Source organism: Asticcacaulis sp. AC466 (genome assembly GCF_000495815.1).
Taxonomy (GTDB): Bacteria; Pseudomonadota; Alphaproteobacteria; order Caulobacterales; family Caulobacteraceae; genus Asticcacaulis.
In genome coordinates this window covers 39,360-61,969 of sequence record NZ_AWGE01000006.1, presented here as the reverse complement: position 1 = coordinate 61,969, position 22,610 = coordinate 39,360, and the positions used below count along the sequence as shown (strand labels likewise).

The 22,610-nt window shown below is 58.7% G+C and carries 19 protein-coding genes; 11 read left to right on the top strand and 8 right to left on the bottom strand.

From position 1 onward, the window contains the following. Window positions 1-184: 184 nt before the first annotated feature. From dapF to AEAC466_RS29095, 5 genes are all read left to right on the top strand, one after another. Window positions 185-1,018 (top strand): diaminopimelate epimerase, encoded by an 834-nt coding sequence (dapF, locus tag AEAC466_RS29115; protein WP_023457310.1) that lies wholly within the window; start codon window positions 185-187, stop codon window positions 1,016-1,018. Further along, complete coding sequence (gene mtaB / locus AEAC466_RS29110) at window positions 1,015-2,286, top strand: tRNA (N(6)-L-threonylcarbamoyladenosine(37)-C(2))-methylthiotransferase MtaB (RefSeq protein ID WP_023457309.1); 1,272 nt, start codon at window positions 1,015-1,017, stop codon at window positions 2,284-2,286. Before dapF ends, mtaB begins: the two co-directional genes overlap by 4 nt. Continuing rightward, the gene (ftsY, locus tag AEAC466_RS29105) at window positions 2,283-3,236 is read left to right on the top strand and encodes a signal recognition particle-docking protein FtsY (protein ID WP_023457308.1); all 954 of its coding nucleotides are present in this window, start codon (window positions 2,283-2,285) and stop codon (window positions 3,234-3,236) included. Before mtaB ends, ftsY begins: the two co-directional genes overlap by 4 nt. Further along, window positions 3,233-3,976: an inner membrane-spanning protein YciB gene (locus tag AEAC466_RS29100; RefSeq protein ID WP_023457307.1), complete on the top strand. Its 744-nt coding sequence runs from the start codon at window positions 3,233-3,235 to the stop codon at window positions 3,974-3,976. Before ftsY ends, AEAC466_RS29100 begins: the two co-directional genes overlap by 4 nt. 91 nt (window positions 3,977-4,067) lie before the next feature. Beyond that, window positions 4,068-4,736: a MarR family winged helix-turn-helix transcriptional regulator gene (locus AEAC466_RS29095; RefSeq protein ID WP_023457306.1), complete on the top strand. Its 669-nt coding sequence runs from the start codon at window positions 4,068-4,070 to the stop codon at window positions 4,734-4,736. Here AEAC466_RS29095 and AEAC466_RS29090 read toward each other — a convergent pair. Next, window positions 4,733-5,032, bottom strand: coding sequence for a hypothetical protein (locus AEAC466_RS29090; RefSeq protein WP_023457305.1), 300 nt, complete (start codon window positions 5,030-5,032; stop codon window positions 4,733-4,735). The genes AEAC466_RS29095 and AEAC466_RS29090 overlap by 4 nt on opposite strands. Window positions 5,033-5,167: 135 nt before the next feature. Here AEAC466_RS29090 and AEAC466_RS29085 point away from each other — a divergent pair, with 135 nt between their 5' ends. Then, the gene (locus AEAC466_RS29085; protein WP_023457304.1) at window positions 5,168-6,724 is read left to right on the top strand and encodes an ArnT family glycosyltransferase; all 1,557 of its coding nucleotides are present in this window, start codon (window positions 5,168-5,170) and stop codon (window positions 6,722-6,724) included. A 424-nt stretch (window positions 6,725-7,148) separates the two neighbouring features. Here AEAC466_RS29085 and AEAC466_RS29080 read toward each other — a convergent pair whose 3' ends face one another. Then, the gene (locus AEAC466_RS29080; protein WP_023457303.1) at window positions 7,149-8,204 is read right to left on the bottom strand and encodes a 1,9-bis(guanidino)-5-aza-nonane synthase; all 1,056 of its coding nucleotides are present in this window, start codon (window positions 8,202-8,204) and stop codon (window positions 7,149-7,151) included. A 528-nt stretch (window positions 8,205-8,732) separates the two neighbouring features. Here AEAC466_RS29080 and AEAC466_RS29075 point away from each other — a divergent pair. Next, complete coding sequence (locus tag AEAC466_RS29075; protein WP_023457302.1) at window positions 8,733-9,755, top strand: AraC family transcriptional regulator; 1,023 nt, start codon at window positions 8,733-8,735, stop codon at window positions 9,753-9,755. A gap of 121 nt (window positions 9,756-9,876) precedes the next feature. Here the strand turns inward: AEAC466_RS29075 and AEAC466_RS29070 are convergent, their stop codons facing one another. Further along, window positions 9,877-11,148: a type III PLP-dependent enzyme gene (locus tag AEAC466_RS29070; RefSeq protein ID WP_023457301.1), complete on the bottom strand. Its 1,272-nt coding sequence runs from the start codon at window positions 11,146-11,148 to the stop codon at window positions 9,877-9,879. A 307-nt stretch (window positions 11,149-11,455) separates the two neighbouring features. Here AEAC466_RS29070 and phnD point away from each other — a divergent pair, with 307 nt between their 5' ends. After that, entirely contained in the window at window positions 11,456-12,484 is a 1,029-nt protein-coding gene (gene phnD, locus AEAC466_RS29065) for a phosphate/phosphite/phosphonate ABC transporter substrate-binding protein (RefSeq protein ID WP_162148935.1), read from the top strand. A gap of 20 nt (window positions 12,485-12,504) precedes the next feature. On the opposite strand, the gene AEAC466_RS29060 is transcribed toward phnD, so the two are convergent. Further along, the gene (locus AEAC466_RS29060) at window positions 12,505-13,581 is read right to left on the bottom strand and encodes a glycosyltransferase family 4 protein (protein WP_023457299.1); all 1,077 of its coding nucleotides are present in this window, start codon (window positions 13,579-13,581) and stop codon (window positions 12,505-12,507) included. A 270-nt stretch (window positions 13,582-13,851) separates the two neighbouring features. On the opposite strand from AEAC466_RS29060, the gene AEAC466_RS29055 reads away from it, so the two are divergent. The 3 genes from AEAC466_RS29055 to AEAC466_RS29045 all read left to right on the top strand — a co-directional run bounded on the left by AEAC466_RS29055 (window position 13,852) and on the right by AEAC466_RS29045 (window position 17,164). Continuing rightward, window positions 13,852-14,526, top strand: a complete 675-nt coding sequence (locus tag AEAC466_RS29055) for a TetR/AcrR family transcriptional regulator (RefSeq protein ID WP_023457298.1) — start codon at window positions 13,852-13,854, stop codon at window positions 14,524-14,526. Window positions 14,527-14,658: 132 nt separating this feature from the next. Next, on the top strand, window positions 14,659-15,024 hold the full coding sequence (gene panD, locus AEAC466_RS29050) for an aspartate 1-decarboxylase (protein ID WP_023457297.1): 366 nt from the start codon (window positions 14,659-14,661) through the stop codon (window positions 15,022-15,024). 322 nt (window positions 15,025-15,346) lie between these two features. Beyond that, window positions 15,347-17,164, top strand: a complete 1,818-nt coding sequence (locus AEAC466_RS29045) for a ribonucleoside-diphosphate reductase subunit alpha (protein WP_155913550.1) — start codon at window positions 15,347-15,349, stop codon at window positions 17,162-17,164. 254 nt (window positions 17,165-17,418) lie between these two features. Here the strand turns inward: AEAC466_RS29045 and AEAC466_RS29040 are convergent, their stop codons facing one another. Genes AEAC466_RS29040 through AEAC466_RS29025 form a run of 4 tightly spaced genes read right to left on the bottom strand, consistent with a single transcriptional unit; the run spans window position 17,419 to window position 22,572 of the window. Then, window positions 17,419-18,435 carry a type II secretion system F family protein gene (locus AEAC466_RS29040; RefSeq protein WP_023457295.1) on the bottom strand — a complete coding sequence of 339 codons (1,017 nt, stop codon included), beginning with the start codon at window positions 18,433-18,435 and terminating at the stop codon, window positions 17,419-17,421. A gap of 8 nt (window positions 18,436-18,443) precedes the next feature. Further along, a complete protein-coding gene (locus AEAC466_RS29035; RefSeq protein ID WP_023457294.1) occupies window positions 18,444-19,445 on the bottom strand; it encodes a type II secretion system F family protein in 1,002 nt (333 codons plus the stop codon). Window positions 19,446-19,449: 4 nt separating this feature from the next. Beyond that, window positions 19,450-21,039 carry a CpaF family protein gene (locus AEAC466_RS29030; RefSeq protein ID WP_052025079.1) on the bottom strand — a complete coding sequence of 530 codons (1,590 nt, stop codon included), beginning with the start codon at window positions 21,037-21,039 and terminating at the stop codon, window positions 19,450-19,452. A gap of 51 nt (window positions 21,040-21,090) precedes the next feature. Further along, window positions 21,091-22,572, bottom strand: a complete 1,482-nt coding sequence (locus tag AEAC466_RS29025; protein ID WP_023457292.1) for an AAA family ATPase — start codon at window positions 22,570-22,572, stop codon at window positions 21,091-21,093. Window positions 22,573-22,610: the final 38 nt, after the last annotated feature.

Genomic DNA, 22,610 nt, shown 5'->3' with positions numbered 1-22,610 from the left:
CGCTGGCCTTCGAACGCCCGGATAAAGCCTCAAGCATGACCGCGATCACGTGGGCGCTCTTCCTCTGCGCAATACGAGGGCATTATTTTCACAAAATCCTACATTTATGCCGGTTTTGCGACTATATAGCGCCATTGTCACGCCTAAGTGACGATACACTTAATCAAGTGACCGCACGCTGACCATGACCCGCCCCTTTCTAAAGATGAATGGCCTTGGCAATGATTTCATTGTCATCGATGCCCGCGATCAGGCTTTCGCACCCGCGCCGGAGCAGATCCGCGCCTGGGGCGACCGCGCGTCCGGCATCGGCTTTGATCAGTTGATCGCCATAGAAGGCAGCGCCGAAGGCGACGCCTTCATGCGCGTGTGGAACACGGACGGCGGTACGGTGGAGACCTGCGGCAATGCTTTGCGATGCGTCGCCTGGTACCTCAACCGCGATGCCAGCGATCGGACGCTGAAGATAGACACCCTTGGCGGTCAGGCCCGCGCCCGCGTGCTTCGCGCCGATGCCCGGACCGGGACGGCCAGCGTCGATATGGGCAAACCGGGCCTGGACTGGCGGCAAATCCCGTTGGCCGAAGAAATGAATACCGCCAAGCTGGAATTGCAGGTCGGCCCGATCGATGCGCCGCTGTACCACACGCCGGTGGCGGTCAGCATGGGCAATCCGCACGTCGTCTTTTTCGTCGATGACATAGCGACGGTCGATGTCACCGCGACCGGATCGCTGATCGAAAACCACCCCCTGTTCCCGGAAGGCGTCAATGTCGAATTCGCCCAGGTGATCGACCGCCAGACCGTTCGCATGCGCGTATGGGAACGCGGCGCGGGGATTACCAAGGCGTGCGGCACCGGTGCCTGCGCCACACTGGTCGCCGCCGTCCGGCGTGGCCTGACCGATCGCGCCGCCACCATCATCATGGACGGCGGCCCACTGCATATTGCCTGGGCCGAAAACGACCATGTCATCATGACCGGGCCGATCGAGGTCGAGTTCGAGGGGCAATTGTGAGCAAGGTCGATGTCGTTACCTTTGGCTGCCGCCTGAATTCCTACGAAAGCGAGGTCATCCGCAAGACCGCCGCCGAGGACGGGCTGGACAACGCCATCATTTTCAACACCTGCGCCGTAACGGGCGAAGCCGTGCGCCAGGCGCGCCAGGCCATCCGTCGCGCCCGTAAGGAAAATCCCGACGCGCGCCTGATCGTTACCGGTTGCGCCGCCCAGACCGATCCCGACACCTTCGCGAATATGGCCGAGGTCGATTTCGTCATCGGCAATGCCGACAAGCAAAAGGCCGGTGCTTACCGGCTGACGCCCGATTCGGCGCGCGTCGTCGTCAACGACGTATTCAGCGTCAAGACCACGGCCGGCCACCTGATCGACGGACTGAAGGACCGCGCCCGCGCTTTTGTCGAGGTTCAGAATGGCTGCGACCACCGTTGTACCTTCTGCATCATCCCCTATGGCCGCGGCAATTCGCGCTCGGCAGCGGCAGGCGATGTGATTTCGCAGACCCAAACCCTGGTGGCCCAGGGCTATAACGAAATTGTCTTGACCGGTGTTGACCTGACCTCCTGGGGGGGCGATTTGCCCGGCAATCCGCAACTGGGCCATCTGGTGACGCGCATCCTGAAGCACGTGCCCGACCTCAAGCGCCTGCGTCTATCTTCCATCGACGCCGCCGAAATCGACGATACGCTGCTGCGCACCTTCGCCGAGGAAGAACGGTTGGCCCCTTACCTGCATCTGTCGCTGCAACATGGCGATGACATGATCCTTAAGCGGATGAAGCGCCGTCACCTGCGCGCCGATGCCATCGCTTTGGTCGAAAAGGTGCGCCGCGCCCGCCCGGATATCAGCTTCGGCGCCGACATGATTGCTGGCTTTCCGACCGAGACCGAAGAGATGTTCGCCAATGCCGTGTCACTGGTCGATGCCTGTGACCTGTCATTCGTTCACGTCTTTCCCTACAGCCCGCGTCCGCAGACCCCGGCGGCAAAGATGCCGCAACTGCCGCGCCCGCTAATCAAGGAGCGCGCCGCCCGGTTGCGCGCCAAGGCCGAAGAGGCCCTGACACGTCATCTGGCGCGCCAGCACGGCCGCGTTTTGTCGTGCGTCGTCGAAAAGCCCGGCTTTGCCCGCGCCGCCGACTTCACCGAAGTCGTCTTTGACGGCGAAGCGACGGTCGGCGGCCTCAGCGACATCCGTATCCACGGCCACGATGGCAAACATGTCATTGGCACGCTGGCCCAAACTCAGCTACAGCAGGCGGTATGAGCGAAGATAAGAAAAAAGGCTGGTTTCAGCGCCTGACCGCGGGCCTGTCCCGCACCTCGCAAACCCTGACCGAATCCGTCACCCAGGTATTCCAGCAAAAGGAAGCGCTGGACGATGCCGCGCTTGAGGAATTGGAAGACCTGCTGGTCGAAAGCGACCTGGGGCCGCAGATTGCCGCCACTATTGCCGGCAAGATGGCGCAGCAGCGCTTTTCTTCGGCCAAGGACCCGAATGCCGTCCGCTCCGCCCTGGCCGACGCCCTGGCCGACGAACTGTCCGGACACGAAGGCATTTTCGATCCTCTCGCCGGCCCACGTCCCTATGTCGTACTGTTTGTCGGGGTCAATGGGTCGGGAAAGACCACTACGCTCGGCAAGATCGCGGCCAAGCTGACCAAGAGCGGCGCCAAGGTGCTTATCGTCGCCGGCGACACGTTCCGCGCGGCGGCCGTCGAGCAGCTCAAGGTCTGGGCCCAGCGCGCCAATGCCGATTTCATGGGCCGCAAGACCGGGGCAGATGCCGCCGGACTGGCCTACGACTCCTTCGTCAAGGCGAAGGAAGAAGGCTATGACGTGGTATTGATCGACACCGCCGGCCGTTTGCAGAACAAGCAGCAACTGATGGACGAACTGTTGAAGGTCGTCCGCGTCATCAAGAAGGTCGATCCTGAGGCCCCGCACGAGACCCTTCTGGTGCTCGACGCCACGGTCGGGCGCAACGCGCTCAGCCAGGAACAGATTTTCGGCCGCCAAGCCTTCGTGTCCGGCCTGGTCATGACCAAGCTGGACGGCACGGCACGCGGCGGCATTCTGATCCCTATCGCCAAGGCCTCGGACGCCCCCATCAAGCTGATCGGTGTCGGCGAAGACATCGAGGACCTGCACGATTTCAAGGCGCGTGACTTCGCGCGCTCCATGGTCGGCCTCGAGCCGTTGGGAGATACGCAATGACGTCCCGAACCGAACCCCCAGAAGGTCATGAGCCCATTGATCTGGGTACGGAAATCAAGGCTGGCGATCAGATTGTCGATCGCGCCATGGGAAAGCTGGCAGAGAAACTGGGCGAAACCAATCCGGAGCTCGCACTAAAAGCCGAAGCGCCGAAGCAAAACTACCTCAAAATGGCCGTGGACTACGGGCCTATCTTGGCATTCGGTCTGACCTTTTTCGCCTGCTCGACACTGAAGCTCACGGATAAGTCTGAAGCTTTGGTATGGGCATCGGGCGTGCTCGGCGCTGCATCCGTGGTTGCCTTGATCGCCGGCTTCATCATGGAAAAGCGGGTGGCGTGGATACCGCTGATGTCCTGCCTGATCACCATCCCGTTCAGTGTGCTGACGGTCGTCTTCAAGGATCCGACCTTCGTCAAGATCAAGATGACCATTGTCGACGTCATCATCGGCTCGATCCTGCTCGGGGCGCTGGTGCTGAAAAAGGAGCCGTTGAAGGCCCTGCTCGGCGACAGCCTAAAGCTCAAGGCGGCCGCCTGGCCGAAGCTGACCGTCTATTATGCCTTATTCTACTATGCCATGGCCGCAGCCAACGAAGTCATCTGGCGCACGCAAGACAACAACTTCTGGGTGACGTGGAAACTGGTGTCCATGATCGGCGGGCCTATCGCCTTTTCGATTGTTCTGCTCCCATTCCTGATGAAGAACCTCGAAACTCCGCCAGAGGAAAAAGCGGATTGATTATTTACTCCGTGTTCTGATTGAAATGTCGTGAATACGTCATATAGTCATGTCACTATATGGCGCGGCAAAAAGAAAGCGGCTGGACATCATGAAAAAATCAAAGCACGGCGACAAGGTCATGTCGAAAAATGGGCTCGATACCTCGCCGTCGCATTTGTTGCACCGGGTGCTACAAATTGCGCTTGATATCTACAGCGAGGAAGCGGGCGAAGGGGCGTTGTCGCAACGGCAATATGCCGTCCTGAAAGCCCTGGAGGGTTCGGAAGGCCTGTCCCAGACCGATCTAGTCCGGGTGACGGGCATCGATCGCTCAACCCTGGCCGACCTGGTGTCGCGCATGCTGGCCAAGGAGTTGGTGGCACGCGAACGGTCCGTGACCGACGCCCGCGCCAATCTGGTCCAGATCGCACCAGGCGGTAAGGCGGCTCTCGCCGAAATGGAACCGCGCGTTGCCGCCGCCGATGAAAAAATTCTCAGCCTCTTGTCCGCCCCCAAGCGTGACAGCTTCGTCAAGCTGCTGCGCAAGCTGACCGCCGCCCGGGAAGAGGCCCTGTCGGGTGAAATCAAGCCGCGCAAAGACACCGTCAGCGATGTCGAAAAGCCTGTAAAGGAAAAGAAGGGCGGCAAGAAAAAAGACAAGGTGTCGGGCAAGAAGATGAAGAAGCTGCCCTTCCCGCCCCTGTCTGAAGGCGTCTCGGAAGATGCCACCACCGAGGAACTGGTCCATGCGCCGGTCGTAAAGGCCGTTTCGGTCTAAACCACTATGTTCAGATAGGAGCCGGGACGACGCAACGGCTGATCGGCCGACTGTGTTGGAGGTGTGGTCGCTGGAGACGCGCTGGTCTTTACACTGGTTTGCACTGGGGCCGTCGCCTTGGCGACATCGGCGGCGGTATAGGTGGCCGGCGTCACCTTGGGAGCAGTGACCTGCTGGAAAAACGCCTTTTGCGCGGCAAGCGCACTAGCGAAGCCACCTTCCGGTTGGACCGGTTTGGGTGCGGCCGCCTGCGGATTAAGCATTTGGGCGAGTGAGGGGCGAATCGGCGTGGTCATGCCCAAGGCTTAGCTATTTCAGGTATTTAAATGGTTAACACGACTTAAGGCGGTGTTAATTTCTCTTACGGTGCCTTAAGGCGCGTCCGGCGTGCGAGTAACCATATTTTTCAGGTTTAACCTGTATACCGCCTGATGCCCTCGATCTCGCCTCAGATAGAAGCCCGTCCGCGCCTCCTGGGCGTTCTGCGTCAAACTGCGGAACAACACCCCCGTCTGACCACCGGGCTTGTGCTGTTGCTGTGGACCCTCGCTGTTCGCCTCCCCTTCATACATGTGATCGGCGATGACGAAGCCTTCTTCAGTGTGGTTGCCAGCCGATGGCTGCGCGGGGAGCTGCCCTATGTGGCCAGTTACGACATCAAGGCGCCAGGCATGTTCGCCCTCTTTGCCGCTGTCCAGTTTGTCGTCGGTTCGGGACTGGCGCAAGTCAAGGCGATAGAGATCCTGTTCATTGCCTGGGGCGCCTATAGCCTGCACCGGATGCTGACAGATCGCGGATCGCAGGCCATGGCCTTTTGGGCGGCGGGTCTCTACCCGGTCTATTCCCTGTTCCAGGAAGGCACTACCTTCCCGACACAGCATATCCAGATGGCGCTTACCGTCGCAGCTTTCCGGCTTATGCTTGACGCCGGGCGGGCCGATGAACGGTGCGCACTGGGCATGCTGGCGCGCAGCGGCCTGATGATCGGCTGCGCCGTCATGGTCAAACAGACCGCTGCCTTCGAAGGCCTGGCCCTGTTCGGATGGCTGGCCTGGCAGTGCTGGCAGCGCAAGATCGTGTGGCCTCTGGCCGTGTTCTGTGGTGTCGCGACCCTCCCCACGCTCGGCTTCGGACTGTATTTTGCGGCCGCCGGCCATTTCACCGAGGCGTTTAACGGTGTGGTGATGTCCGCCTTGCAGCGGTCGCAGCTCGACATGTGGAGCCAGACGGCATCGCCCCTGATAAAAGTCTTTCGGCGGCCTTTAAACTTTCTGGTCATGATCAAGCCGCTTCTGGTGATCACGGCGGGCGCCCTTCTGGCCGTGCTGCGACTGGGGCGCGTACGCGCCGTCGCTCCGCCCCTGATCACCCTCACCCTTTTATGGTATATCATGGCAGCCATCGGCGTATTGATGGTCAAATCGCCCGATCTGTATTGCGGGTTCCCGTTGATGACGCCAACACTGATCCTGTTTGTCGGCGTCCTGTGCCACGGCATCGACTTCAAGCGCCGGCAACGCAACCTCTACATGGCGCTCTACATGACGGCCGCCGTCGCGCAGCCAATGATCATGGAACGGGAAGACCTGTTTCCCGGCGGATACCTGGCGATCCCGGATTACAGGGCCAGTGTTCTTGCGGCGGAAAGCCTTCGCAAGCAGGGCATAAAGCCCGGCGACAACCTTCTGGTCCTGAGCCGCGGGCACTACGTCTACCTGTTTACCCAGACCCTGCCAAAGGCAAAATACTTCAACGCCATGCACCTCCTGTGCAATTTCCCCACACCCGATGCTGATCCCCTGGGCGCCGCCTTTGACAGCCGTCCGCAATACATCCTGCTATCGGATATGGCCTATGTGATGGGCTGTCTCAACCGCGATCGTATACCGCAGATATACAAGCGGCTGGATGCAGACTACGTCCACGTCTCTACGGTTCGGGGGGATTGGGACGGCTTTAACGTCTACACGCGCAAGCCGGGACACTGATCGGCGGTCTTCGGCGCGGGCCCAAAAGGGATAGGGCAAAATGCAAAACGATGAGAGACCCTGATGGGGTGCATGGTCTGCGACCATTGCCGACACCCAAAACGCAAAACGACGAGAGACCCTGATGGGGTGCTATGGTCTGCGACCATTGCCGGCACCCAAAACGCAAAACGGAGACCATTGGGGGGCAATGGTCTCCGTCGCATGCCACCGGTTTCGAGGGGGGGGGATGATCCCGGTGACGAACTTGTTGCTTTACTGCTGGATGAGAGCACTCATTCAGCGGTCTGCGTTAGAACTGTATCTAATACTTTGCGCAAAAAATGCTAGTGCGACGCACAAAATATCTACGCAAAATAAGGGATATTTTCTCGGTCTCACGTATTTTTGAACACATTATTGCGCAAAGCCATAGATGCCGAGGTTACGCGAACAGCTTGGCCCAACGCGGCTTTTCACGACCTTGCCAGGCGCCGCGATGGTAGGCGTCGGATCCAATGAGCGGAACGACAGTGGTGGCTTCGGCAAAAACCATCTGTTCGTAGGTAGTCGAAACCTTGCCCCACGACGCCGCTTCCTTCAGCGTCGAGGACGAGCAGGCGCCGTCGCGCACGTCAGCCACGGTGATCTGAACCGCATATTTGTGCATGTCGGCTTCGACGCCGAGGATTTCCGCGCAGACAACCGTGTCCTGGGCAAAGTTCTTCGGAACACCACCGCCGACCATGAACAGACCGGTCGTGCCGGCAGCGATCTTGATATCCGTCAGCTCACGGAAATCGGCAACCGCGTCGATGGTCAGGTAAGGCTGCTTGGCGGCTATGCGTTCTTTCTGGTGCTTGACCAGACCGAAACCGGCCGAAGAATCGACAAACGCCGGACAGAAGATCGGCACGCCCTCTTCGTAGGCTGTCTGGATCAGTGAACCCGGCTTCTTGGCGTTACCGGCGGCCAGCCATTTGCCCATTTCCCAAATGAATTCGCGCGACGAATAGGGGCGCGGTTCCAACTGGTTGCAGATTTCGAGAATTGTGTGATCGCAGTTCTGCAACTCTTCTTCATCGATATAGGTATCGTAGATACGGTCGATATAGTTGTCGCGCAGCACATTGTCGTCAACCTGGCCGGCGGCCTGATAGTGCTTGAAACCCAGGGCTTCGAAGAAATCCATGTCGACGATCGACGCGCCCGTGGCGACCACGGCGTCGATCATGCCGAATTTCACCATGTCGCGATAGACATGCATACAGCCGCCGGCAGAGGTCGAACCGGCCAGAATCAGCCATGTCGAGCAACCCTTGTCGGCGAGAGCCATGTTGAAGATGTCGGCAGCGCGCGCCGTGTCGCGCGACGAGAAGGACATCTTGCGCATCGAATCGATGATCGGACGCGCATCATAGGATGTGATGTCGACGTGTTCGACCGTCTCGGCGAGGAGCGTGGCCTTAATGTTGGAAAGAGGTGCAGTATCTGCAGTCATGTTTGCGTTCCTTTGAGAAGCGCCCCGGCAGCGGGGTGGGTAAAGGTGGACGCCCGTCATTTGCCCTCAATCCCCCAGACGGTGCGATGGGGAGGGTTATCAGAGCGGCGCGTATAGACTATCGCCCCGACTTTGGCAAATGACTTCAATCGAACACCGTTCGACTTTGTAAAGATTTGATTGGGTCGCGGCATTCGGCCCAAATCTACCGCATTTTCGCAAAACATTTATGATAACAGCGGCATGAGCTGAAATCGAACCGCCAATATCGAGATACAGTCTATTGCGCCATTTGGATTAAATTTCGCTCTTTATGGATATTTTTTTAAAGTACCTACAATTCTAAATCGTTCTAAGTTTTGTATTTTTCACTTTGTGGATTATTTTTAGGTCCACGTTGTTTTTTTCGCTTAGCGGCTTTTGCCTTTCATTACTGGACAAGTGTTACCTTTGCACATGAAAGCTTTTCCTTTACTACCCGATTCCGAGCAGTCGATCACTCAAAAACGGTTTACGGGGAAGAATGTCATGGAAGGAAATCCGTTGGATTCCGTTGAAACATGGCAATGCGTCGGCGACAGCTTTGAAAAATTCCAGGATGCCATCTGCACATTCTTTCACTGGAACTGCGCTCAGGAAAGTGACGGCCCGGACTTCCAATGGCAGATGAACCTTGGCGTTCTGAAATCCCAGGAAGACCGCAACGACCCGCAAATCCATATGGCGCGCCTGATTTCGACCTCAGGCTTCGTGCAGATTCAAACCACCGCCAGTCACGATGTCATTATTATCATGCCGGTTAAGGGATATCTCAATCTGCGTCGCGGAAATGCGGTGCAGAAGGTCACCGCCGGTCAGGCAATGATCTACCAGCCGATGGGCGAGACACATGTGTCGCACGTCGCCGACGGCCAAACCTGCGAAGCCTATATCATCAAGGTGTCGTTCAACTGGGTGCAGCGCTTCCTGTTTGATATTCTGCAACTACCTGTCGAACGCGATCTGCGCCTCGGCCCGGTCATCGATCTGGGCACGCCCAAGGCGCGTGTCCTGTCGCGTTTGATTTCCACCCTATGTTCCGATGCCTTCACCTTCCAGAGCCGTGACTTGTCGCCCAGCCTGCAACATCGCCTGGTCGAGACCTTCAGTCACCTGCTGCTGGAAAGCATCCCGCACCGCTATTCGGACCGCATGCAGACGACCAAGGCCGGCCCCATGCCGAATTATCTGCGGCTGGCGCGCGATTACATGCAACGCGAAGCGCGTAACAACCCGAGCATGGCCGATGTGGCAAAGGCGGCGAATATCAGCGTCCGGACACTGGAAACCAGTTTCCGCGCTCACCTTGACGTCACGCCGCACGCCTATTTGCGGACCATGCGCCTGAAGATGACGCGTCAGGCACTGATGGAAGGCCGCGACGGCCGCTCCATCGCCGACGTCGCGGCGGCGCATGGCTTTCCCCACGCCGGGAGATTTGCTCAGTATTACACAGAGCTGTTCGGGGAATCGCCGTCGGAGACCCGCCGCAAGGGCCCGTCGGCGCTTTAGTTTTTCGGAAACTGCGTGGGCGTCCATTCAATGGGGCCTAATGTCTGGGCGCATACCGCCTTAAAGCGTAACATAGCGATGTAAAAATCAAGGCCGGTACGCGTACCGGCCTTGAAAAATCCTATGCCTTGGCCTTGACCCGCTTCTTACCACGCTTGCCGCCCTTAGGACGATTGAGGCGGACGACCTTGTTGTCGTCGACATCGAACAGCGAACGCGGGTTGCTCAGGCTACGCGGCCCCAAGCCGAACAGGGACGCCATAGGCGCGTCGTCTAGGAAAACCGTCTCCGTCTCACCATAGCCATTGAAACGCGTACCCATGGTGACGCCATAGGCGCCCAGCATGCCGATTTCGACATAATCACCTTCATCGACATCTGCCGGCAGCCAGAAGGGGCCGGGCATGGAATCGATGGAATCGCAGGTCGGTCCGTAGAAACGGAACGGCTTCAGGGTCTCGCTCTCAGCCTCATCCTGACGATGCAGGCGCACCGGGAAAGGCCATTTGGCGTGGGTGGCATCGAACAGATTGCCGTAGGAACCGTCATTGAGATACAGGGCATCGCCCTTGCGCAACTCGACCTTGGTCAGGACCGAGGTCGATTCCGCCACCAGCGCACGGCCAGGCTCGGCCCAAAGCTGCGTTTCATCATGCACCTTCATTTCGTTGAAGGCACGGTTGATGGTGTCCATATATTCCGACAGAGCCGGCGGGATCATGCCGGGATATACCGACGGGAAGCCGCCACCGACATCGACGACATCGGCGAAGACGCCGGCGCGGACCAATGACCGCGAGGCGGATGCCATGGCCGCCGCATAGGCGGTCGGACGCATGCATTGCGACCCAACATGGAAAGAGATACCCATCATGTCCTGGGTCGCCTGACGCGCGGCCAGCAAGAGGCTGGGCGCTTCGTGAGTCTGGGCGCCGAACTTGTTGGTCAGGGGCAGGTTCGAGCCCTCGCCCGACGTCGCCAGGCGCACAATCAGGTTCAGATCCTTGGCGTGATTGGTCGCATCCAGGATTTTGACCAGTTCTTCGTGCGTATCCAGCGAGAAGGTCCGAACACCAAAATCGAAATAGGCACGGGCGATCGATACCCGGCTCTTGACCGGATGCATGAAGGCCAGGCGCGCCGCCGGCAGCGTGGTACGCACCAACTCGACTTCCTGGATCGAGGCCACATCGAAAGACCGGACACCGGCCGCCCACAGGGTTTCAAGCACCCACGGAGACGGATTGGCCTTCACGGCATAAAAGACATCGCCTTTGAAATTAGCCTGAAACCATTGCGCGGCAACTGTTACGGGCGCGCGTCGCACGAGTGCGACGGGACGTTCCGGAGGCTGCTTGCGGACCAGGTCCAGGGCTGACTGGTAGTTTTCCACCACAGTGCACCCTAAATTAAGTTAACCCAGACCGGCGTTAGCAGCGATGCCTGAGCCTCATTCCGCGAAAGGTACATCACCTTTTTGCGGAAAATGAGGCAGGACCTGTATGAACTCGGGGTCCGCCGGAAGAATGCCCTATATAGAGGAATAGGAAATTATGTAAAGAATAGCCGGTAAAAAAATTTCGCCCGGCGACCGCCAAGGGCAGGCCGTTAAAACAGTTGCCACTGGCGGCAAACTTCCCATATGTTTCTTGTGGGCGCGGAACTAAAGACAGCAATGGGAACTCTGCGGCATGCTGCCGATGGCTTTATCTCGCAAGGCATTTTTATACGGTTTGCTGGCGACTGGCGCGGGGGCGCTTGCCGCCTGTGAGCGCACGGCCGATCTCGGTACCCGTAAAGACATCACCTTTTCCATATTGTCGCCTGATAGTGCGGCGCTGGCAGAGGCGTCGTGGATGCCGCTGCTCAATGACCTGGCGGATCAGACCGGTTTAAAGGTCAAACCCGTTTTCGCTGAAGATTACGCCTCCCAGGTCGAAGCCTTGCGCACCCACAAGGCTCACATTGGGTGGTTCGCAGACCTGAAAGGCATCGAGGCCATCACACGCGGCCACGGTGAGGTCTTTGCGAGGGCAGACGCCGTCACCGCGTTGCAGGGACTGATCGTCGTACCGGCGACGTCAAAGGTGACGCCGGAAGATCTCCTGAAATGCGACCGCAAGCTGACATTTGCCCTGGGTGAACGTGACGCGCCCGCGTCCGGCCTCGCGCCGCAATACTATCTGTTCCAGCCGCAAAATCTGGCAATGGCGCAATGCTTCAAGACTATGACCACAGGGACGCCTGAAGGCAATATTTCCGCCGTGCTGAGCGGAAAGCTGGATGCCGCCGCGACCGACACCACTGCCCTGTTCGCCCTCCAGCAAACCGACGACGCGGCGTTTCGAAAGCTTAAGGTCATCTGGGCTTCCAATCCCCTTCCGGACGACGCCTTGATCTATAGTCAGGATCTTGACCCCGTCACCAAGGAGAAGCTTCGATCCTTCTTCCTGAGCTACGGCCGCGCCGCCGGTGTCGATGGCGACCGCCAGCGTGGTATTCTGGGCGCGCTGCGGATCAAGAGCTTCACCCCAGAAGACAATACCCATTTCATTCCGATCAAGCTGATGCAGGCGTCGGTGGGCATGGCCGAGGCCGAGCGCGGCGGCAATACGGACACGATCGAAAAAGCGCGCCTGGCGCTCAGAAAGGCCAGGGCCGAGCAACGTATGCTCGATGCGCACACTGCGCCGCAACTGCCCGCCGACCGTCAATCCAACCCCGGTTGACAGGCGAACGAGGGGTCTGATCAGGCCGCTTCTGGCTTGCGCCGGATCTTGCGCGGCAACTGACGCAGCCGCGTCCACAATTTTGTTTTGGCCGGCTCAGGATAGGGCTCCAGGTTGCGGATGAACTCGGCGGCGCATTCCGGCCAGGAAAACTTTTCGGCGTAGGCGCGGACATCGCCGCGGTCGATCTTCAGGGCCTCCCGGATGGCAATGGAGAGATCGTCATTGATCGCCCCCGCGCCGGAACCCGGAATGATGTCTATGGGTCCGTGCGCCGGGAAGGCCGCCACCGGCGTCCCCGCCGCCATGGCTTCGGTAATCACCAGGCCGAAGGTATCCGTCAGAGACGGGAAGACGAAGACGTCAGAATCCGCATAGGAACGCGCCAATTCCTCACCAAAGCGCGGCCCGGTGAAAACCACATCCGGGTATTTCAGCTTCAGCTCCTCCAATTGTGGCCCCTTGCCCACCACCACCTTCGTGCCGGGCAGGTCTAACGACAGGAAGGCTTCGATGTTCTTTTCGACTGCCACCCGGCCGACATAGGTCATGATCGGACGCGGCAGGTCGCCAAAGATCGGCTCCAGGCCCGGCCTGAAGGTCACCGTATCGACACCGCGCGTCCACGGCGAAATATTCTTGAAACCGCGCGCCTCCAGATCCTTCTGCAGGGTCGGCGTCGCCACCATCACCCGGCCGGACGGCTTGTGGAACCAGCGCATGAAGGCGTAGCCCCAGGACAATGGGATCGGCAGCCGCGCCGATACATATTCAGGGAACTTGGTGTGGTAGCTGGTCGTGAAAGGCAGCTTGAATTCCTGGCAGACACGCCTGGCCGCCATGCCGACAAAGCCTTCGGTCGCGATATGGATAGCATCCGGTTCATAGTCGAGAATGATGCCACGCACCTCCTCGTAACAGCCGAGCGCGAGCTTGACCTCCGGATAGTCCGGCCAGGACACGGTCTTAAACTGGTTGTAGTCAATGATATGGAACTCGTGACCGAGTTTTTCGCACTCCTCGATAGTGCGGCGGAGCGTCGTCACCACGCCGTTCACCTGAGGTTCCCACGCGTCGGTTGCCAGCAAGATACGCAAATTCGTCTGTCCTCAGGGGCGGATGTCTCAGCTCCCTATTGCCCGGTTTGTCCGGAATTGGCAAGCAACAGCCGTCATCGCTGTTTGCCGACCTGAATTTTCTTGTGCTATGCACAAATTACACAGAGGGAGACAAAATCACAGGCCGGCGCGCGGTTTGCAGCTTGCTTAAAGTCCAAAATCCCTTATTTTTAAATGTGAGGACGGATTCCGATACCTCCATTGTCAAACGACAATATACGGGATTCCAGAAAGACCCCAGAAAGACCCATGAGCGAGCCACCAAAACTTGCGCACCTGCGGGATAAAGAAACGCCATCCCGTGACGGCGGGGCGAAAGACACGCCCAAATCGCGCCGTACCCGCGTGCAAATTCTGGAAACAGCCATGCGCCTGTTCGCCGAGTTGGGCTATGACCGCTCCGGCAATGCTGCGATCGCCGAGGCCTGCGGCCTGACACGCGGCGCCATGCTGTACCACTTTCCGACCCGCGAAGACCTGGTTGAGGCCGCCGCCTGGCATATCCATGCCGCCCGCGAAGTCGCCTTTGAGGCGGAAGCCAAGAAGCTGAAGCCCGGCCAGGACGCCCTTGATGGCGCGATCGATGCCTATTGGCGCCTGCTGAGTTCCGTACCGTTTGCCGCATTTCTGGCGCTGGAGCGGGCCGGCCGACAGGACAGCGAAGTTGCCAAGGCAATCCGTCCCGCTCAGGAGGCCTTCGACAAAGCCGCCATGGGTCGTGCTACACCCGGCTTTATCATGGCCGGGGCCGACGCCCGCTTCCAGGCCAGCCGCGATCTGGCACGGTTCGCCCTTGACGGCATGCATCGCGCGGCTCTGACCTATGAATCGGACGCCCGGGTCGAAAACGTGCTGACCGTCATCAAGCGCGCCATCCACATGCTCAACCGCAAGGGCGACGTCACCGACCTGTGGGGCGAGTAAGGCTTCACTGCGGAGCCCCCGTGACGCTCGAAAGACACTTTACGTCATCAACCCTGGCAGCGAAATCTTCGTGGTGGACGAAGGGGACGTGGGCGCGTAAGGGAGCCGAAACTGTCCTTAGCGAGTAGTCCCATGCGTCACGTTCTGCGTTCGAAGATCCATAACGCTTATGTCACCGAAGCCAATCTGGCCTATATTGGATCGATCACCATAGACGAATCCTTGATGGAGGCCGTCGGCCTCTGGGAAGGCGAACGCGTCCTTGTGGTGTCGAATACATCCGGCCATCGCCTCGAAACCTACGTCATCAAGGGCGAACGCAATTCCGGCGTCATCGCCATGAACGGTGCAGCCGCCCATCTGATCAGTGAGTCGGAACAGATCATCATCATGGGTTTCGAGCTGACCGACGCGCCGATTATCCCCAGCGTCGTGCTGGTCGACCGGCACAATAAACTTGACCGCTACCTGTCCGAAGGTCCGGCGCAAACTGTGTGACGATTCGTTCACAGCTTTCGTGAATCGGGCGAAAATTCGTGTCGCATTCGCAAGCCTTTGAGCGGTATGGAGAAAGCGGAAATTTAACCCCTTATTAACGAAAAAGTTCGCCAAAACATCGACTTGATCCTTGACGAAAACTCTGGCCTATGGCCCCATATATCGACGGCGGGGGCGCCCAACACACTAGATATAGTTGTTTGCGTCCCCCATATGGGTAGCTCCGAGCACGGAGCGGTTTGAGACTAAGGGTAGAGTGAAGATGTCAGCGAACGAAGCAGCCAAGCGTGAATCAACAGCAGCCCCCTCGACCAAGGCGAATATGGCTGTGCGTCCCAAGGCGCGCCCGGAGTTCAAGCTGGTCAAGCATGTCGTCACCGACCCGTCGCGCGATTCGCTGCTGACCGATTTCGGCAAGACGACGCTAGACGACCGCTATCTGATGCCCGGCGAATCCTATCAGGACATGTTTGCGCGTGTCGCCACCACCTATGCCGACGACTCCGAGCACGCCCAGCGCATCTACGATTACATCTCTCGCCTCTGGTTCATGCCAGCGACGCCAGTCCTGTCGAATGGCGGCGCGGCGCGCGGCCTGCCGATTTCGTGCTTCCTCAACGCCGTGCCCGACAACCTCGAAGGCATCGTCTCGACCTGGAATGAAAATGTCGCCCTCGCCTCCAACGGCGGCGGCATCGGCACTTACTGGGGCGGCGTCCGCTCCATTGGTGAAAAGGTCAAGGGCGCCGGCCAGACCTCCGGCATCATTCCGTTCATCCGCGTCATGGACTCGCTGACCCTGGCCATTTCGCAAGGTAGCTTGCGTCGCGGTTCGGCCGCCGTCTATATCGACGTCTTCCACCCGGAAATCGAAGAATTCCTCGAAATCCGTAAGCCGTCAGGCGACTTCAACCGCAAATCGCTCAACCTGCACCACGGCATCGGCATCACCGACGAGTTCATGGAAGCAGTTCGCGACGGTACACCATTCGGCCTGCGTTCGCCCAAGAACAATGAAGTCCTGCGTTTCATCGACGCCCGTTCGCTGTGGCAGAAAATCCTCGAGATTCGCCTGCAAACCGGCGAACCCTACCTGATCTTCTCCGACACGGTGAACCGTGCCATGCCCGCGCACCAGCGCGAACTGGGCCTGAAGGTCCGCCAGTCGAACCTGTGCTCGGAAATCATGCTGCATACCGGTGTCGATCACAAGGGCCGCGACCGCACAGCGGTATGCTGCCTGTCGTCAGTCAATGCCGAAACCTTCCTGGAGTGGCGCGATCAGCCGGGCTTTATCGAAGACATCATGCGTTTCCTCGACAACGTTCTGGAGGAATTCATCCAGTGCGCCCCGTCGTCCATGGACCCCGCCATCTACTCGGCCATGCGCGAACGGTCGGTCGGCCTCGGCCTGATGGGCTTCCATTCCTTCCTGCAAGCCCAGGGCGTGGCCTTCGAATCAGCCATGGCCAAGTCATGGAACATGCGCCTGTTCAAGCATCTGCGCCGCGAAGCCGACAAGGCGTCGGTCAAGCTGGCCGAAGAACGCGGCGCCTGCCCCGATGCTGAGGAACGCGGCGTCATGGAACGCTTCTCGCACAAGCTGGCCATTGCCCCGACCGCCTCGATTTCGATCATCTGCGGCGGCACCTCAGCCGGTATCGAGCCGATCCCGGCCAACATCTACACGCACAAGACACTTTCGGGGTCCTTCGCCGTCAAGAATCCTTATCTAGTCGCCCTGCTCGAAGAAAAAGGGTTGAACAGCTCGGAAATCTGGGACTCGATCGTACAGCATGAAGGGTCCGTCCAGCATCTGGACGCCCTGTCGCCGGATGAAAAAGACCTGTTCAAGACCGCCTTCGAAATCGATCAGCGCTGGGTGGTTGAACTGGCTGCCGACCGTACGCCGGAAATTTGCCAGTCGCAGTCGTTGAACATCTTCCTGCCGGGCGATGTCGACAAGTGGGATCTGCACATGCTGCACTGGACTGCGTGGGAACAGGGCGTCAAGTCGCTATACTATCTCCGTTCTAAGTCGGTTCAGCGCGCAGCACACGCCGGCGCCGAAGCCCGCGAGGTCGTCGAAAAGATGGATACGCCGCGTACCGACTACGAAGAGTGCCTGGCCTGTCAGTAGGTTTCACTGAATATGACAATACACAACGCGGGGCCAAGGCTCCGCGTTTTCTATATGTACACCATGGGCACTCGCGTGCCTCATCTCTAACGACGTGTCATTTCAAACCGCCATATCCACAAGAGTTTGAGGACGCCTGTAGCGTCTGGCGTACACGTCCCGAAACGGGCAGTGCCTGTTATCCGAAAACAAAAGGCTTCGGACATTCACCCGAAGCCTTTTGTTTTTTTGAACACATAAGTTTATTAAGTTTATTATTTCGTGCTGACGCCATTGATCACAGGCGCATCCGGCTTAGCCTTTTGCATATCCGTGACGCGCAGAACGACCGGTCCAAGAATGACCAGGAACAACACCGGCAGGAAGAAAACAATCATCGGAACGGTTAGCTGCGCCGGCAATGCAGCGGCCTTCTTTTCGGCGGCCGACAGACGCATATCACGGTTTTCCTTGGCCATGACACGCAGGGCCGTACCGAGGGGGGTGCCGTATTTTTCCGCCTGCACCATAGCCGTACACACCGACTTAATACCCGGATGGCCGGTGCGTCTGGCCAACCCATCATAGGCCTGACGACGCTCTGGGAGATAGGAAAGCTCCGCCACCAACAGGGACAGTTCTTCGGCCAGTTCGATCGAAGACGGCCCCATTTCGGCAGCCACTTTTTGCAGAGCCGTTTCAATCGACATACCCGCTTCGACCGAAATCAGCAACAGATCAAGCGAGTCCGGAAAGGCCTGCATGATCGACAGACGACGCTTCGTCGCGCGGTTTTTGATATAGATGTTCGGCGCATAATAGCCGATGACGAAAGCTCCAACTATGATCAACATCTTGATCTGAAACGAATAGTGCCCGACATCCACCACGAACATCTCAAAGGCGGCAATGGCGCCCAAGACGAAGGGCATGGCAAAGCGAAAGAAATAGAAGGTGGAGACAGGCTTGGGCCCGCGGTAGCCCGCCATGGCCAGGTTTTCGACCACCTTGGGGTCTTCCAGAAGGGTCTTCAGGTTAAGACGATCAACGACGTTGTGCGCCAGGCCTTCATCCCTTTGCCGCAAGCCGCCCGCACCGTCCTTGCCCACATTCTGACGTGACAGTCGGCGCAGTTCCTCACGACGGTTGGCCACCGACTTCATACGTTTGTCGAGCTGATCGCCCGACGTCATGCTGCGACCCAAGGTGACAAAGGTCAGAAAGGCCAGGATGGCCACGACGCCGGCGATCAGATTGCCGGGGTTCATGATGAATGCAGCGAAGTCTTTCATATGCCCCCCTAAAATTTAAAGTTGATCATCTTGCGCATCATCATGATGCCCATGAACATCCAAACCGCGCCGCCCAACAACATCAGCTGCCCGCGGACATCGGTGAACATCGGCGCGATATATTCCGGCCGCGTCAACGCGATCATAGTGCCGACGCCAGGTGGCAGAACCCCAATAATCGAGGCCGAGGCAATCGCTTCGGATGACAGCGCCTTGATCTTTTCCCCCATCATCTTCCGCGCGCGCAGCACGTTCGACAGGTTACCGAGCGCTTCCGACAGGTTGCCGCCGGTCTTGGCCTGGATGGAAATGACAATGGCGAAGAAGCGCAATTCCGGCGCCGGGATACGCTCGCTCATTTTTTCCAGCGCACCGTCGAGCGACATACCGACGCCTACGTTTTCGACCAGTCTTTGGAATTCCGGCCCGAGCGGCGCGTGACATTCCTTGGCAACCAGTTTCAGACCATCATTGACCGGCAAGCCCGATTTGATACCGCGAACAATAATATCCATGGCATTGGGAAATTCCTCGGTGAATTTCTTGACGCGTTTGCCGGCCATCATGCCGAGCACCCAACGGGGTAAGCCGTAGCAAGCGATGAACGATGCGCCCAGTCCAACCAACAGACGGCCCCAGACCGGCATCTGGCCAAGAAAAATAAAAGGGGGGAAAAAGGCGACGACGCCCAGAATGGCACTGAATATCCAGAACTTGGCGACGTCCGGCTCAAGCCCCGCGTGCAACATGCGGGCACGCAGTGTAAGTCGCGCCTTGCGCTCACGCTTTTCCGCCTCTTTGAGCTGTTCGCTGATCTGTTTGCGGCGCTCTTCCGGCGTCTTTGCCTGAGCCTTTTGACGGTGCTTGGCGCGCGTGCTGGTTCCAAGGCCAATAGTCTGGGTGCGCTTGGTCAGGGCTGCCGAAGATCCGCTTCCGCCACCGGTTATGGCGTAGCCCAGGCTGGCCAGGATCACGAAGCTCAGAAAAGCGATCAAAAGGGTTAAAAGCATGGTTTTACTCGGACGCGTCTAGGGCTTCGGCCAGCTCGCGCTCGAGGCCATAATATTTGGCGCGGTCCCAGAACCGCGGGCGGCCAATGCCGGTTGAACGATGGCGACCGATAATCTTGCCCTGCTTGTCTTCACCCTCGATTTCATAGAGGAACAGGTCCTGGGTGACGATAACATCACCTTCCAGGCCTAGGACTTCGGTCACGTGGGTAATGCGGCGCGAACCGTCGCGCAGACGGGCGGCCTGGATGATCAGGTCGATCGACCCAACGATCATTTCACGGATCGTCCGCGACGGCAGGCCGTAACCACCCATTGTAATCATCGACTCGAGACGTGAAACGGCTTCACGCGGGGAGTTGGCGTGCAGCGTCCCCATCGAACCGTCGTGGCCGGTATTCATGGCCTGGAGGAGGTCGAAAGCCTCCGGGCCACGGACTTCGCCGACGATGATGCGTTCGGGACGCATACGCAGACAGTTCTTGACGAGGTCGCGCATGGTGATAGTCCCCTGCCCCTCCAGGTTGGGCGGCCGGGTTTCCAGACGCACCACGTGCGGCTGTTGCAGTTGCAGTTCGGCGGCGTCCTCGCAGGTCACGACCCGTTCGGTCGGATCGATGAAGGCCGTCATGGTATTCAGCAAGGTTGTCTTTCCGGAACCGGTACCGCCGGAGATCAGAACGTTGCAGCGCGAGGCACCGATGACACCGAGGACGCGCGCCCCTTCCGGGCTGATGGAGCCGAACTCCACCAGGTTGCGCATTGTCAGTTTGTCTTTTTTGAACTTACGAATGGTGAGCGTTGGACCGTCGAGCGCCAGCGGCGGCGCGATGACGTTGACACGCGAGCCGTCCGGCAAGCGGGCGTCGCAAATCGGCGAACTTTCATCGACGCGTCGACCTACCTGGCTGACGATACGCTGGCAGATGTTCATCAGTTGTTGATTGTCGCGGAAACGCACATTCGTCAGTTGAACCTTGCCGCCGACTTCGATGAAGACACGGGTCGCGCCATTGACCATGATATCGGCGATGTCGTCGCGCGCCAGCAAAGGCTCGAGCGGCCCGTAGCCCAGGACGTCGTTTATGATATCCTGGACAAGGTTGTCCTGTTCCGCCACCGACATCGAAACGTTTTTGATCGCCACCAGTTCGGCGACGATGTCACGAATTTCTTCCGACGCCGCCTTGTGATCGAGCGATGCCAGTTGCGACAGGTCGATCGTGTTCAGAAGCGCATTGAAGATCGCGGTTTTGGTGGCGTGATAGTAATCGGACTGCTCGCGCACGATCTCTGTCACGGCCTGCGCCTGGTGCATCTGCTCGAGGCCCATAGCCAGCTTCGTGTTTGCCGCGCCGTTGGCTGCCTTGTCACCGGATGAACCGCCAACACGTTTTTCCTGGCTCAATTCAGGCAGTGCCACCTTGGGCGCTGTGTTTTGCGACGGCGTCTTGGCGTCGAGTTTCTGGGGACGGGTGGCGATGTCCGAATTGGCGGAGGCGGGTGGCGGCGCAGCATTACTCACGCCCTGGCTAAGCGCCTGCGGCTTTACCTCCGAAGGCGACGCCGGTGCCGACGCTGGCCGCGCCGCCATCGATGCCTTTTTGTCATCTGTCGGACGTTTTCCAAACACGTTGCGTGTGCCTTACTTCTTGAAGAGGTTGGCGAGGAAGGATACCGACTTTTTCGTCTTGAGTTCCGGATTTCGGCCGGTGACTTTCGAAGTCAGTTGCATGAGGCTGTCAGCCACTTTGGAGGCCGGACCGCATTCGGCGATCATCTGGCCATTATTCGAGGCCTGACCAAACAGCTTGGCATCGAAGGGAATGAGTACCGCGGGCTCGACGCCAAGCGCGGCGGTAAAGTCTTTCACCGGAATTTCCGGGCGCCCCGGCATGTCCATCTGGTTAAGCACCAGACGCGGCGGCGTGTCGTTCGGCCGGTACTGCTTGAGCAGGTCGATGATGTTTTTGGCATTGCGCAATGAGGCCAGATCCGGCGTGGCAACGATGATAACCTCATCGGCGGAAATCAGGTTCGATTTCAGCCACGGCGTCCAGATGTGCGGCAAATCCATGACGATATATGGCGCGGCTGCGCGGATCTTGCGGGTGACTTCTTCGTAGGTTTCCTGATCCGCCGTATAGTCCTGATCAAGCGTTGCCGGCGCAGAAAACAGCGACAAACGCTCCGTGCACTTGGTCAGCATGCGGTCCAGCAGCACGTTGTCCAGACGTTCCGGTTCATTGAGCGCATCGGCCATGCCGTGCAGTGGGTCTTGATTGAAATCCAAACCCGCCGTGCCGAACGGCAGGTCATAGTCGACAATAACCGTGTTCGACTGCATCTGTTCTGACAGATTATAGGCGAAATTGTGGGCGATGGATGACGAGCCGGCACCGCCGCGCGCGCCAACAAAGGCTATGGTGCGACCGACAAACGGCGTTTCCGGATCGTCAAACAGCCCGGCCGTCGTCTTGATCAGTTGCAGCGGCTGAACCGGCAACACCATATATTCGCTGACGCCCTGACGGATCAATTCCCGATAAAGAGAAATGTCGTTATGGGCGCCGATGACCACCACCTTGGTGTTAGCGTCGCACACTTCGGCCAATTGCCCAAGCTGATCCAGAAGGTCGCGCCCCCGCGCCGCGCTTTCGACAAAAATCAAGGACGGCGTCGGTTCATGGCGGTAAGTGTCGATAGCTTCCGAAATGCCACCCCGGCGGACGATACACTGCGCACGGGCCATTCGACGATCGAGGGAGGCCGTATCACATGCGGCAAGCGAGACTTCGCTTTCGGGGAAAAAATGAATCGTAATGCGAGGAATTGAGACCGCACCAATATCTTCATCTTCTGCGATGCTATGCAAGCCCAGTGGTGAGGACGCTGCCGCCGGCGTGGCAAACGCTTGGCGTTGCGTCGCCATTTCCGGCTCGAAGGCTTCAGCCGTGTCAAAATCATCGTCGGCAAAGGGATCACTCACCGGCTCGTCAACGCGTTGAGCGGCCGCCTGGCTGCCATAGTCATCCTCAGCATCCAAACGCGCCTTGTAGTCGATGAACTCGTCATCAAGGTCGTCGAGGCTGTCGAACGGATCGGTATGTTTGGCGGGGTTTACCATGGTCTGCCTTGCTCTGCCAAATGTTGCTGGCCGGGGGT

What these genes read in the sequence shown, in the direction of transcription:
- dapF (WP_023457310.1), top strand. Translation starts at nt 185, where the DNA reads ATGACCCGCCCCTTTCTAAAGATGAATGGCCTTGGCAATGATTTCATT.
- ftsY (WP_023457308.1), top strand. Translation starts at nt 2,283, where the DNA reads ATGAGCGAAGATAAGAAAAAAGGCTGGTTTCAGCGCCTGACCGCGGGC.
- AEAC466_RS29100 (WP_023457307.1), top strand. Translation starts at nt 3,233, where the DNA reads ATGACGTCCCGAACCGAACCCCCAGAAGGTCATGAGCCCATTGATCTG.
- AEAC466_RS29095 (WP_023457306.1), top strand. Translation starts at nt 4,068, where the DNA reads ATGAAAAAATCAAAGCACGGCGACAAGGTCATGTCGAAAAATGGGCTC.
- AEAC466_RS29090 (WP_023457305.1), bottom strand. Translation starts at nt 5,032, where the DNA reads ATGACCACGCCGATTCGCCCCTCACTCGCCCAAATGCTTAATCCGCAG.
- AEAC466_RS29085 (WP_023457304.1), top strand. Translation starts at nt 5,168, where the DNA reads ATGCCCTCGATCTCGCCTCAGATAGAAGCCCGTCCGCGCCTCCTGGGC.
- AEAC466_RS29080 (WP_023457303.1), bottom strand. Translation starts at nt 8,204, where the DNA reads ATGACTGCAGATACTGCACCTCTTTCCAACATTAAGGCCACGCTCCTC.
- AEAC466_RS29075 (WP_023457302.1), top strand. Translation starts at nt 8,733, where the DNA reads ATGGAAGGAAATCCGTTGGATTCCGTTGAAACATGGCAATGCGTCGGC.
- phnD (WP_162148935.1), top strand. Translation starts at nt 11,456, where the DNA reads ATGGCTTTATCTCGCAAGGCATTTTTATACGGTTTGCTGGCGACTGGC.
- AEAC466_RS29055 (WP_023457298.1), top strand. Translation starts at nt 13,852, where the DNA reads ATGAGCGAGCCACCAAAACTTGCGCACCTGCGGGATAAAGAAACGCCA.
- panD (WP_023457297.1), top strand. Translation starts at nt 14,659, where the DNA reads ATGCGTCACGTTCTGCGTTCGAAGATCCATAACGCTTATGTCACCGAA.
- AEAC466_RS29045 (WP_155913550.1), top strand. Translation starts at nt 15,347, where the DNA reads ATGGCTGTGCGTCCCAAGGCGCGCCCGGAGTTCAAGCTGGTCAAGCAT.
- AEAC466_RS29040 (WP_023457295.1), bottom strand. Translation starts at nt 18,435, where the DNA reads ATGAAAGACTTCGCTGCATTCATCATGAACCCCGGCAATCTGATCGCC.
- AEAC466_RS29035 (WP_023457294.1), bottom strand. Translation starts at nt 19,445, where the DNA reads ATGCTTTTAACCCTTTTGATCGCTTTTCTGAGCTTCGTGATCCTGGCC.
- AEAC466_RS29030 (WP_052025079.1), bottom strand. Translation starts at nt 21,039, where the DNA reads ATGGCGGCGCGGCCAGCGTCGGCACCGGCGTCGCCTTCGGAGGTAAAG.
- AEAC466_RS29025 (WP_023457292.1), bottom strand. Translation starts at nt 22,572, where the DNA reads ATGGTAAACCCCGCCAAACATACCGATCCGTTCGACAGCCTCGACGAC.